This is a genomic window from Lutibacter sp., assembly GCF_013139515.1.
Lineage (GTDB): Bacteria > Bacteroidota > Bacteroidia > Flavobacteriales > Flavobacteriaceae > Lutibacter.
In genome coordinates, this window is sequence record NZ_WTAR01000128.1 from 1 (window position 1) to 13,986 (window position 13,986).

A 13,986-nucleotide genomic window follows, 5' to 3' on the forward strand; every position below is an offset into this window, starting at 1 on the left:
ACTTATTTCTTTTCCTTCAAAATTGCCATAAGCCATTATATGAAGTAAAATTTTTAGTGGTGGTATGGCAGATTCAATACTTCCGTCTTCAAAATAGCGATCTGCTACTTTCTTTTGAGTTTCAACAATATTATGAATCCCATCAACAAAATCTTCTACCCCCTGTAATTCAGGTTTTAACATTTTTTCGTTAAAAACGGCATTAGGTTCATCAAATAAGCGATTTAAACATCTTAATGAGAATGTACTTGTTATTCTATAACCTAATCTACTTGCCAAAACTTTAGTGCCATTGTATTCAAAGTCGTTTATTTTCTCAAGAGAACCATTTGCAATCAATAATCTAGGGTCTCTATCATTTGGTTCTAAACGTGCCCAAATTTCAGGAATTAAAAGACTTATATCGTGATCTACTTTGTTATCAGCACCAACATAACCGGCTGCAGTACTAAAAGCATCAGATTCAGTTAAAATATGAGATAGCAAAGCATTATTTAAATCGGTTGTAGGTGTTAACATATTAAATGGGCCTTTGGTTAAAGCTCCTTCAGATCCCGCTCCAGTTGTGGATGGTGATTTACCCGTGAGGCTAGAAATAAAGTCCATAAATAATTCTGGTGCTTCTTGATAATGTATTGGGTTGTATACTGCTAAAGGACGAATTCCTGCTTTTTTATCTATAGGATTGTTTCTTCTTCCAGGTAGTACAGCATTTACTACATTTATAACAGGCTCTTCTGATTTAATTTTTCTAAATAAACGAACTCCAACTTCACCTAAATAACTATCTTCAGTTTCATTTATAAAAATATTAGGCTCTAAGTAACGAGGGTTTTTAGTTGGCTTACCATCAACAATTCTTGTGTGTGATGGAAGTACAAAAAAATCTTCATCCTTCACACTATTTACAATACTTAAAATTAAATCTTTAACTGGTTGTGTGTATTTATCAAAATTTATAGTGTCTTCAAAAATTTCTTTAGCATCCTTTTTAGTTAAAAGCTCATAATTTGTTAAAAACGTATTGTATGATACAATATCACGCTCTGCACCTTCATCATATCCTCTAACAATTGCTTCATCTGGTCTTTGAAATAAGTGTGATTCACAATTAGAAACTACTTTTAAACTCTTATTTGTAAATTCTTTATTTAAGTTTTTAAATCGCTCTCTTGGAAGTGTAATTGTAGCTGAAATATCATCCTCCATTTGTATTTTTTTACTTGCAGAAAAATCAGATCTCAGTTTGTTTAACAACCACCTTCCTTCGGTATTAAATCCAATACGCACATAACCACCAATAACAGGGTTGTTAAAATATTGAAGCCCTGTACCTTTTTTACCATTAATTACTTCAACAGACATACAGTCTTTCCAATTCAAGGCTTCGTGGTCTTGACGGTATAATCGCTTCACAAATAAAACTAGTGATCTAATATGAACAGGTATATTCTTTAAAAACTCATTATATTCATCATTATTTCTATTTGAAGGTGTTAGTAATTTAACTGCCGAACCTAAAGTTCTACCTTTACTTAAAAATGATCTTGAAGGTTTTAATGACGGGTCGTAGTTTGCCCATCTTGTAGAATAATTATATTCAATAATTTCATCGGCCTTTTTAAAATCTTCATCTATGTCTTGAATATTAAATGCACTATAAGTAATTGCATTTTGCATAGATTTGGAAATTTCTGATTTGCCACCACCCGAAACTGTACAAGGTTTATGACAAAAAATACCTTCAGGAGATGTATTAACAATTCTCCATAAAGAGATTGTATGATGCTTTTCTAAGCTAAATTTATTTCCAGTTGGGTGTACATATGTTTTATGAGGAGACAAAATTAATTTTTGATCTTCATTATTGTGCTGCCATGTTATACTATTTGTACTTGTGTTTATGTATGCTGATTCTGGGATATAAACTATATCTGGATATTTTTTATCTATTGCATAGTTAGATTTTTTAACATCAATTCTATCTCCTAATAATGTTTTTACATCTTCAAACTTAAAGCGGTTTCCAAATTTCTCAGAAAAAGCACTTCCATCTACAATATCTCCCATAACACCTCTTGGAAATGCAATAGCACCACCTGAATGTTCTTCTTCAACTAAACCAAATAAGTTGGCTGAATAACTAATTTGAGTTTTAATTTCTTTTTTCGAATACCCAAAGTAATTATCAGCAATTATGGTAACTACTACTCCTCTATCATCTCTACAAGTTACTTTAAAAGCACCACCATCATTATAAAGCTCATTCTCATTTTCCCAACACATTCCATCCTTTTTTTGACGTGTAGTAGCATCTTTAAAATGAGGTAAACCAACATCTTTTTTCTTTAGTGTTTTTAATTGTGGAGCTAAAATAATACAGCCAGTATGTCCTGTCCAATGTTCTGTATCTAATGCAGCATCATTTTTAGCTAAATTTGGATCGCCTGAATTACCAAAAATAGACTCTACAAAATCTAAATTACTTACCAAACTACCTGGAGCAAAAAAACGAACTTCTAAACTTTTTTTAGATATAACTCCTTTTACCTCTGGGCAAACCATAGGGCGCATTAATAGCGAAACCATTAATTTAGCTTTATTTGGTTGATTTGCTGTAAATGGCAAGGTTTTTAATTCATCAGAAGGATTAAATGCCGCATTTAAAAAATGTGCAAAGGCTACTTTTGGAACTTCTTTTTTATCTAAAGGTACAGGTAAATCTCCTGCTACAATATGAAAAGTTCCTTTAGTAGTTCTTTTATCGTTTATAGGGTTATTTAATATTCCTTGTTTTATTCTATGAGATGTAATATTTTCACTCTTAAATGAATTTCCATTAGGAGGTAAGCTAACCTCTCTAGCATGGCCTTTCTGATTTAAAACCAATGTGTTGTTTGGTATTGTATACTCAATATCAGCATTAATATCTTGAAGATAACTATTTAAGAAGTTTTGAATTCGTGAGTCTACAGGTGATTGATAATCTGATAATAACCTTGATTTTTCTCTTAAACTTTTGATTAGACTATTGGTTAAAAATTCAAAATTCGGATTGCAAAAATCTGTTTCTCCATTATCATTGTAAAGAGGTTGCCCTAAAGCAGCCAACTGAAGGTTTATATATCTAACAGTATCTTTTCTAACTCTAATAATTTGCTCCTTACTTAAGCTATTTCCTTTTTTCATTTTTAAAAATTTAGACTATTAAAACTATACATTAAAGAGAAAAAAACAAGTGTTCAATTATCCATTAATTGCATTGGTTTCTCCTCTTACAAATTTAAGATATTTTCCTCTTTTTTTATTCAGAATGCAATGAAATCAACGAAAACGTATTAGTTTATATTTTGATTTATATCCGCCTACATAGTCAATAAGGCAGAGTTCATTTCATTTTGAATAAATCAAAAATGAAATCTATATAAACAAAAAAAAGCCGAAAATTTCTTTTCAGCTTTTTACATTAATAATTTATTCTTTATAGACCTTTCAGACTAACAATTAAATTTTATCACCTTGAATAATTTGGTGCTTCTTTTGTGATTGTAACATCATGTGGGTGGCTTTCTCGCATACCAGCAGACGTAATTTTTACAAATTTAGCTTGTTTTTGAGCAGCAATATTTTTAGCGCCACAATATCCCATACCAGCACGTAAACCCCCAATAAATTGATGCATTGTTTCTTGCAATTCACCTTTGTAAGGTACTCTTCCTACAATCCCTTCAGGAACTAATTTTTTAATATCATCTTCAACATCTTGAAAATAACGATCTTTTGAACCATGTTTCATAGCTTCTACAGAACCCATCCCTCGGTACGATTTAAATTTTCGTCCTTCAAAAATAATAGTTTCACCTGGAGATTCTTTAGTACCAGCTAACAAAGAACCTAACATAACACTATCTGCACCAGCTGCAATTGCTTTTGGAATATCACCTGTATAACGCACACCACCGTCTGCAATTACAGGAACTCCTGTGCCTTTAATTGCTTCAGCAACTTCAATAATTGCCGAAAGTTGTGGGTAACCAACACCTGCAACAACACGTGTAGTACAAATTGAACCCGGACCAATACCTACTTTTACAGCATCAGCACCTGCTTCAACTAAATATTTTGCAGCGGCACCTGTAGCAATATTCCCTACAACTATATCTGTTTCAGGATGCACAGCTTTTATTTCTTTTAATACAGTTACCACACCTTTTGTATGTCCGTGAGCAGTATCTATTATTAATGCATCAACACCTGCATTTATTAACGCTTCAGCTCTCTCAAAAGCGTCACCAGTAACTCCAATTGCTCCTGCAACACGTAAACGACCATATTTGTCTTTATTTGCGTTTGGGTTTTCAATAACTTTTATAATATCTCTATAGGTTATTAAACCAACTAATTTATAATTAGCATTTACAACTGGAAGTTTTTCAATTTTATTATTTTGTAAAACAAGTTCAGCTTCTTTTAGTGAAGTTCCTTCAGCAACAGTAACCAAATTTTTTGAAGTCATTACTTCAGCAATTAATCGAGTATTATCACTTTCAAAACGTAAATCTCTATTGGTAATAATACCAATTAATTTTACATTTTCATCAACAACCGGAATTCCTCCAATACTATATTCTCGCATTAAGTTTTTTGCAACAAGTACAGTTTCGTCTTTAGTTACTGTAACAGGCTCTAAAATCATTCCTGATTCTGAACGTTTTACTTTTTTAACTTCATTAGCTTGCTTTTCAATAGACATGTTTTTATGCAAAACACCAATGCCGCCAACACGTGCCATAGCTATTGCCATTTCCGATTCTGTAACTGTGTCCATTGCTGCAGAAACAACAGGAACGTTTAAAGTAATGTTTTTTGTAAATTTTGCTTGAATATTTACCTCGCGTGGTAAAACTTCTGAAAATGCTGGAACTAATAATACGTCATCGTAGGTTAAACCTTCTCCTACAAATTTTGAAGTGTTTGAAATCATGGTGCAATCAACTTATAAATTAATTGCGAGCAAATTTACACTATTTATATTAAATACCTATTTTTATTTTTTAGCGATTCTTCAAATATAAAATTATTGCTTTTCTAATATCTTTAGCTACATCAGTTTCTTTATTCTCGTAAACTATGATAACATCTTTATTTTCTGAAGTTAAAAAAGGAATATCAAAACCTCTTAATAGGTAATCGCTAAAAGCAACTGTGTAGATTTTAGCTGCTATAATAGGTTTATTATTTACAGTCCATTTTTTTGTAACTTTATCATAACTAGCATTATATCGCTGTAAATAAGCTCCTTTCCCAGCTTTTAATCTACCATAATTTAATACTTTTTTAAGCAGGCTACCTTTTAATTCAACTTTTAAAACTTCACCTCCAAATGGTAACACTCTAAAAATATCAACTCCTGTAATATCTCCTTGTAATTGATCGTCAATTCTTATAGAACCTCCATTTACAATTGCACAATCTACTTCATTATTAAAACTATAAGCCATTGCTTTAGTAATTAACAAACCTAAATTTGTTTGTTTGCTTCTAACTGGTGTATCTCTACCATCTAAAGGAATTTCAGCTGTAAAAATAACTTCATCTGGATTTGGTAGAATTTCTTTAATTTTTTCATCTAATAAAACGTTCCATTTCTGAACAATTTTATCTACGTTTTTATCAATACCTGTTTCTTTTGTTATAGGAACCAATTCAGAATTAATTACTGTTTCTTTCGTTTTTGTATTATATGAAATTCTATGCACATAAACTGTTTTTGCATTCGCATCAGCCTTTGTAATTTTAGCATTTCCAACAGGAACGGACATATTTACGTGTTCATGTCCTCCCATAATTAATGGTACTTTAGGAAACATATTAGCAATCATTTCATCTTGCTCAATAGTTAAATGTGTGAGACCAAAAACAATATCGCTCTTCGTTTTTAAATTAGCGTACGCATATTTAGCCGATTCGTAAAAATCACCATATGCTACATACTCTTTTGGTGTTGAATTTATTGTGGCGCTAAAAAAACCTATTTCAATTTCTTTACCAGCATTATTTTTCACCTTAAATGAAACTGTTTTTGGAATCTCGTGTCTTATACTATCTTTAATAACTGCAAAACGTTGCGTAATGCTATCATTTAATTTATGAATTGGATTGGTAGCAATCCATTGAAAATTAGACTCGTTTAAACGTTGCTGTAATTCATTCTCTTTTAAATCAAATTCATGATTTCCAAAGGCCACCAAATCAAATTTCATAGCGTTCATTACTTCAATCATTTGTTTTCCTTTAATTCTTTCTCCTTTATATTTTAAAGTTCCTAACAGTGATGGATTTAAAAAATCACCCGCCATAAACATAAATGTATTTGGATTTTCTATTAATAAATCTTGATGTAACTTTTCAACTCTAGCCATCCCTCCTACTTTACCACCTTCTAAAGGTGCTATTTCATAAACGTCATTTAATTGTAAAAAAGTAAAATTTACGATGTCATTTTCTGTAGAACACGCTGTAAATGATAAACTAAAAGCAAGTAAAATGTAACCTAATTTTTTCATTCTGTTTTTTTGAATGACAAAGCTACGCTATAATATTAAAAATAAAAAGCAAAAGTTAAGTAGGGTTAATTTAATAATACTTGTTTTAAAAGTATAATTCATTAAACTTTTAAAAATTGAACAGAATTATCCATACCTCATATATTACAATAATGGTTATAATTGTTGTTGTAGTTACTTTTTATCTAAGCTACACTGGCTATAGTTATTATCAAACACCTTTAGAAGAACGTTTTTATCACCCACATTATAGCTGGTTTAAATCTAGCGGAATTTACGGACAAGGTTTAGGAATTTTTGGAACTTTCTTTATTCTTTTTGGTGTTTCCATTTATATAGCTAGAAAAAGATATAATTTTATGGTTAAACAATTAAGACTAAAATACTTATTAGAGTTTCATATTTTTTTATGTGTATTAGGCCCTATTCTAATACTTTTTCATACTGCTTTTAAATTTGGAGGTATTGTTTCCATTGCTTTTTGGAGCATGGTTGCTGTTGTATTAAGTGGCGTGGTTGGAAGATATATTTACATACAAATACCTAGAACTATTGAAGGTAGAGAACTTAGCTTAAACGAAGTAAAAAGCTTAAAAACTGATTTAGCAACAGTGTTAAGTGAAAAATTTAAATTAGATAATGAGACCATTCAAATAGTTGTTAGTATAACTAATGAAGACTCCAGTAAAAAATCAAAATTTACAATTGCTTCTCTAAGAAAAGAACTTCAAAAAAGTAATATTCCAAAAAGTGAATGTATTGCCATTCTAAAAATGGTTAAAAAAGAAAAGTCACTTTCAGGTAAAATAGCAAGGCTTCAAACCATGCAAAAATTACTAAAATATTGGCACGTATTACATATGCCTTTTGCATTAATAATGCTTGTAATTGTAGTAATTCATATTATTGTAACCCTAACACTTGGCTATAAATGGTTATTTTAGTAAAACAATTAATTTTAGAACAAACTGTAATTTACGGAGTTGTACTTTTAATTTGTGCAATTATTATTATCTTTTATTTACGAAAGAAAAAAGTAGATTCAACAATAATTGAAAAAAAGGTTGCAATTGCTAAAGAAGAAGGCTTGTTTGAACCTGTTTCATTACACCCTTTCATAGATTTAAACACTTGTATTGGTAGTGCTGCTTGCATTGCTGATTGTCCAGAAAAAGATATTTTAGGTGTTGTTAATGGGAAAGCAACGGTTATAAATACTTCACAATGTATTGGACACGGAGCTTGTTTTCATGGTTGCCCTGTTGAAGCAATTTCGTTACGCATTGGAACCGAAACAAGAGGAATTGATTTACCGCATGTAAATGAATTTTTTGAAACAAATTCTAAAGGTGTTTATATAGCTGGTGAATTGGGCGGAATGGGTTTGATTAAAAACAGTGTTGAACAAGGACAACAAGCAATTGAAAACATTGTAAAATCTAAGAAAAAATCTATTCCTAAAGTTATTGATGTAGGTATTATTGGAGCTGGTCCTGCTGGAATTTCAGCAACGTTGGCTGCTAAAAAACACGGACTAACTTCTGTAACCTTAGAGCAAGATTCGTTAGGAGGTACAGTTTACACGTTTCCAAGACAAAAAATTGTAATGACTTCACCTATGAATTTACCGCTGTACGGTAAAGTAAAATTATACAATACTTCAAAAGATGAATTATTGCAACTTTGGAAAAAGGTGATTGATAAACACCATATTGAAATCACTGAAAACACGAAAGTTGAAAGTATCAATTTATTAAAAGACAATACATTTAAAATAATTACAAAATATAACGAAGAATATATCTGCAACAATATATTATTAGCCATTGGAAGAAGAGGAAGTCCCAGAAAATTAAATATATCTGGTGAAGAATCTACTAAAGTAGCCTACAGGTTATTAGAAGCCGAAAGAATAAACAATAAAAAAATAATTGTAGTTGGTGGTGGGGATTCTGCCATTGAAACTGTTCTTTTATTAAAAGATAACAATTCTGTAACACTTTCTTACAGAAAAGATACTTTTTCAAGGTTAAAATCTAAAAACCGAGAAAAAATTAATGAAGCAATTAAAAATAACAGCATAAAAGTAATGTTTAATTCCAATTTAACCTCAATTCATCAAAACCATGTGCTTCTAAACACTATTGGAAACAGTAAGAATGAGACCATTTCAAATGATTTGGTTTATATTTTTGCTGGCGGTGAATTACCAACAGCTTTTTTACAAAAAACTGGAGTTCAAATTTCTAAAAGGTTTGGTTACATCATGAAAACGCATAAAAAAGTATCTTGAAAAATAAATTCATTCATAGCATTGCAATTTTTTTATTGTTTGTAATTAATAGTTACAGCCAAATCTCTCCGGGAGATTTAACAAAAGCTCATGCTGAATTTGAAGGGATGAGTAATTGCACATTGTGTCACGAATTAGGTGAAAAAGTAACAAACGAAAAATGTCTTGATTGCCATGATAATATTCAGTCACTTATTACCAATAAACGAGGATATCATAATAGTACTGATGTAAAAAATAAAGATTGCTTTCAATGTCATAGCGAACATCACGGGCGTAAATTTGAAATGGTTAGGTTTGATGAAGATAATTTTAATCATAAACTTACGGGTTATAAATTAGATGGAAAACATGAAACTATAGATTGTAAAAAATGTCATGTTGCTGATTTTATTGAAAATAAAGAAATTAAAAAAAGACCCAATACATTTCTTGGATTAGAAACTAAATGCTTGACTTGTCATGATGATTATCATCAAAAAACCTTATCATCAAACGATTGTACAAAATGCCATACTACCAAAGAATTTTCTCCTGCGTCAAAATTTGATCACAACGAATCAGGTTTTAAATTAAAAGGAAAACACGAAACGGTAGATTGTAAAAAATGTCATGAGCTAACTCAAAAAAATGGAAAAGATTTTCAAAAATTTAATAATACTCCTTTTAACGACTGTAAATCTTGTCATGACAATCCACATAATGAAAAAATAACTGGAAACTGTACTCAATGTCATACTGAAGAGTCTTTTTCAATTTTTAAAGGAAGAGGAAAATTTAATCACAATACAACAAATTTCACTTTAAAAGGAAAACATAAACAAATAGATTGTTTTAGTTGTCATACAAAAACATCAAACCCAACGTTGGTTTTTCAAGATAAAAAAAACATAAATGAAACCAATTGTATAGAATGTCATACTGATACACATGAAGGAAAATTAGGTAACGATTGTATAAAATGCCACAGCGAAAATAATTTTGTTTCATCAAAAACTATGAAAGCCTTTGATCATAATTTATCAGATTTTTCTTTAGAAGGAAAACATACAGAAGTTGATTGTAAAAAATGTCATGAATATGGAAAATTTACCGATGCTTTGGAGTATTCATCTTGTACAAGTTGTCACACAGATTATCACGAAGGTGAATTTATTAAAAATAATACTTCACCAGATTGTAGCACATGTCATTCACTTGAAAGTGGTTTTGAAACTAGTTTGTTTGGTTTAGAACAACATGAATTAACACAATTCCCATTAGATGGAGCGCACTCTGCAACACCTTGTTTTGCTTGTCATGTAAATGAGGAAGATGATAAATGGAGATTCAAAGATAAAGGTAATACTTGTGTTGAATGCCATGAAGATATTCATGAAAATTATATTACAAACACTTATTACCCTGAAAATAACTGCAGTACTTGTCATACAAATGAAACTTGGAATTCTGTCACTTTTAATCATAATAACACAACTTGGGCTTTAGAAGGTAAACATCTTGAAACAGCTTGTAAAGATTGCCATATAACAGCTACTGAAGAAAATTCATTTATTCAAAAATTTAAAAACTTAGATTCAAATTGTACAAACTGTCATGAAAATAAGCATGAAAATCAATTTGAAATAAACGGAGAAACTAATTGTGTACGCTGTCATATTTATGAAAGTTGGGTTCCAGAAAAATTTGACCACAATACTACTGCATTTCCTTTAGAAGGAAAACATGCTAAAATTGAGTGCAGTCAATGCCATATTGCTGCTATAGAAACTGAAAATACTAGTTTTAATTATAAAATTAAAAAACACCAATGTATAGACTGTCATCAATAATAATTGCATTACTAATAAGTATGCAACTACTTGCTCAATCTCCTCATGGAACTGAGTTAAAAATTGATTGTGCACAATGCCACAATCCAAATGGTTGGTCAATAGATGTAAACACAATTAAGTTTAATCATAATACATCAACTCAATTTAAATTAGAGGAAACACATGCCGAAACTAATTGTGTGAATTGCCATTCAACATTGGTTTTTAATGAAGCACAATCTAGCTGTATTTCTTGTCATACTGATGTTCATAGCGCATCAGTTGGAAATGATTGTGCAAGATGTCATACTTCAAATAATTGGATAGTGAATACTATTCCTGAACTACATGAAGAAAACGGTTTTGCTTTAGTTGGTGCACATAATAGTTTAGATTGTGCTGAATGCCACACATCTGAAACTAATTTAAGGTTTGATGCTATTGGTAATGATTGTTTAAACTGTCATCAAACAGATTTTGATGAAACAATAAACCCTAACCATAAAAGTGCTGAATTTTCTACAAATTGCACTGAATGTCATAGTGCTTTTGCAACTTCATGGTCACCTGCCGTTTTTAATCATGAAATGTTCCCTTTAACTTTAGGTCATGATATTCAAGAATGTAAATTATGTCATATTGATAATAATTATACAGCTATTTCTTCTGAATGTATCAGTTGTCATCAAACAGATTTTGATACAACTGAAAATCCTAACCATGAAGCTGCTGAATTTTCTATTGATTGTACCACTTGCCACACAACAAATCCAGATTGGACTCCAACAACTTGGAATCATAATGATTTCTATCCATTAAATGGAGCTCATAATGAAATTGCTAGTGATTGTAATACTTGCCATAAACCAGAATATGGTAATTACAACAACACACCTAATACCTGTGCGGGTTGTCATTTAGATGATTATAATAACACTACAGACCCAAATCATAGTAATTCAAATTTCCCTACTGATTGTGAATCTTGTCATTCCGAAAGCAGTTGGGAACCTTCAACATTTAATCATGGTTTCTTTCCACTAACATTGGGGCATGATATTCAAGAATGTGCACAATGTCATACAACTGCAAATTATTCTGATACCTCTTCAGAATGTGTAAGTTGTCATCAATCAACATATGATACTACAACCGACCCAAATCATGCAAGTACTGCATTTAATACAGATTGTACAGCTTGTCACACAACAGGTGGTTGGACTCCTTCAACATTTAATCATGATTTCTTTCCACTAACATTGGGACATGATATTCAAGATTGTACTCAATGTCATACAACAGGAAATTATAATGATGCATCTCCAGAATGTATAAGCTGTCATCAAAGTGATTATAATAGTACAAATGATCCTAATCACAGTAGTGCTCAATTCCCAACAGACTGTACGGAATGTCATACTATAGGTGGCTGGACGCCTTCTACTTGGGACCATGATAACCAATATTTTCCAATCTATAGTGGAAATCATCAAGGTGAATGGAGTAATTGTATTGAATGCCACACTGTTGCTAATAATTACTCAAGTTTTAGTTGTATTGATTGTCATGAGCACAGTAATAAAGCTGAAGTAGATGATGATCACAGTGGTGAAAATGGTTATGCATATGTAAGTAGTGAATGCTATAGATGTCACCCAACAGGAAGAGAATAAACCTAAAACTATGAAACTAAAATTTATATTTACAATAATCTCTTTGACACTGCTATGTTCAAAAATAGCCGGTCAAAATACAAGTAATTTAGTTACTGGAAAAGTTTCTTTTGTTACTTCAAAAAATGTGTATGTAAAGTTTGAAACTACAGAGCATATTAAAATTGGGGATACTTTAAAATTTTTAAACCAGAAAAAAGCTTGTTTGTTAGTTCAAAATAAATCTTCAAAATCAATTGTTTGTAAACCTCTTTTTGGTTGTGAAGTAAATAAAGGTGATGCTATTTATTTTAATTACCACATACCAACAATTATTAAAAATGCACAAAAAGAAGTTAAAAACACTTCTGGTATTGTAAAAAAATCAATTGATAAACAAGTTGAAAAAGAGAACCCTATTATTAAAAACCCGGAGAAAATAAGAGGCAAATTGTCAGCATCAAGTTATAGTACTTTTTCAAATACAGGAAATGACAGGCATAAAATGATGTATCGATTTTCTATGGATGCTAAAAATATAAACAATTCTAAATTTTCATTTAACACGTATTTAAATTATAGACAATATATTCAACCAAAAGATACTTCAAGTTATCAACCAAAAAATACTTTTAATATTTATAATTTCGCTCTAAAATACGATGTTGATCCAACTTTATCTTTAGTTATTGGGAGAAAAATTAATACTAAAACTTCTTCATTAGGAGCTATTGATGGTTTACAGGTTGAAAAGTTTTTTGGAAAAAATTATGTAGGTGCAATTGCTGGATTTAGACCAGATATTAACGACTACAATTTTAATTCAAATCTTTTTGAATATGGTGGATATATTGGTAGAAGCATAAACACCCCAAATTTATATTCACAAACTACGTTGGGTGTACTTCAACAAACTAATAATGGAGAAATTGATAGAAGATATGCTTATTTTCAACACTCAAGCACAATACTTAAAAAATTAAATTTGTTTTCTTCTATGGAATTTGATTTATACAATAAGGTAGATAGTATTGCTAAAAACAGTATTGATTTATCAAATTTATATATTTCAGCTAGATATCGATTTTCGAGAAAATTTAATTTAATGATTTCATACGATTCCAGAAAAAGAATTTTGTATTATGAAACTTATAAAACTGATATTGAACGCCTTTTAGATGATAATGAAGCTAGACAAGGTGTACGATTTAGAGTGAATTTAAAACCTTCAAAATTTTTAAGTACAGGTTTTAGTTATAGCAAAAGATTTCAAAGCTCTACTCAAAGTAAATCTGATAATATAAATGGATATGCTAGTCTATCTAAAATTCCAACTATTGGTGGACGGCTTTCATTTAATTACAATAAAAATACATCTAACTACTTAGAAAGCAATATTTTATCTATTAGACATTCACGAGAATTAATTAGGAATAAATTAAGTGCAGATTTTTATTTTAGAATAGTTGATTATAATTATTTTAATAATAACACAAAATTCAAACAAAATTATTATGGTACAAACCTTTCATTAAGAGTTAACAAAAATTTAAAATTTAATGTATTTGGCGAACTTTCAACAAGTAGTGATCCAACAAATAATTATAGAATAAACGCATCAATTGTAAAACGTTTTAACAACAAAAAAAGAAAAAAATAAC

At 30.3% G+C, this 13,986-nt stretch carries 8 protein-coding genes; 5 read left to right on the forward strand and 3 right to left on the reverse strand.

The window, feature by feature from the left end; translation table 11 throughout:
• The 3 genes from GQ540_RS11165 to GQ540_RS11175 form a co-directional block, all read right to left on the reverse strand.
• Positions 1–3,189: hypothetical protein (locus GQ540_RS11165; protein WP_291801038.1), on the reverse strand; the 3,189-nt coding region annotated here is incomplete at its 3' end.
• A gap of 325 nt (positions 3,190–3,514) precedes the next feature.
• The gene (gene guaB, locus GQ540_RS11170) at positions 3,515–4,984 is read right to left on the reverse strand and encodes an IMP dehydrogenase (RefSeq protein WP_291801040.1); all 1,470 of its coding nucleotides are present in this window, start codon (positions 4,982–4,984) and stop codon (positions 3,515–3,517) included.
• A gap of 70 nt (positions 4,985–5,054) precedes the next feature.
• Positions 5,055–6,566 (reverse strand): bifunctional metallophosphatase/5'-nucleotidase, encoded by a 1,512-nt coding sequence (locus GQ540_RS11175; RefSeq protein WP_291801042.1) that lies wholly within the window; start codon positions 6,564–6,566, stop codon positions 5,055–5,057.
• A gap of 116 nt (positions 6,567–6,682) precedes the next feature.
• Here GQ540_RS11175 and GQ540_RS11180 point away from each other — a divergent pair, with 116 nt between their 5' ends.
• Genes GQ540_RS11180 through GQ540_RS11200 form a run of 5 tightly spaced genes read left to right on the forward strand, consistent with a single transcriptional unit; the run spans position 6,683 to position 13,985 of the window.
• Positions 6,683–7,510 carry a hypothetical protein gene (locus tag GQ540_RS11180; protein WP_291801044.1) on the forward strand — a complete coding sequence of 276 codons (828 nt, stop codon included), beginning with the start codon at positions 6,683–6,685 and terminating at the stop codon, positions 7,508–7,510.
• Positions 7,498–8,859, forward strand: coding sequence for an NAD(P)-binding domain-containing protein (locus GQ540_RS11185; protein WP_291801046.1), 1,362 nt, complete (start codon positions 7,498–7,500; stop codon positions 8,857–8,859). Before GQ540_RS11180 ends, GQ540_RS11185 begins: the two co-directional genes overlap by 13 nt.
• Entirely contained in the window at positions 8,856–10,691 is a 1,836-nt protein-coding gene (locus GQ540_RS11190) for a hypothetical protein (protein WP_291801048.1), read from the forward strand. Before GQ540_RS11185 ends, GQ540_RS11190 begins: the two co-directional genes overlap by 4 nt.
• A complete protein-coding gene (locus GQ540_RS11195; protein ID WP_291801051.1) occupies positions 10,670–12,346 on the forward strand; it encodes a cytochrome c3 family protein in 1,677 nt (558 codons plus the stop codon). Before GQ540_RS11190 ends, GQ540_RS11195 begins: the two co-directional genes overlap by 22 nt.
• A 10-nt stretch (positions 12,347–12,356) precedes the next feature.
• Positions 12,357–13,985 (forward strand): hypothetical protein, encoded by a 1,629-nt coding sequence (locus tag GQ540_RS11200; protein ID WP_291801053.1) that lies wholly within the window; start codon positions 12,357–12,359, stop codon positions 13,983–13,985.
• The last annotated feature ends 1 nt before the right edge of the window (position 13,986 follow it).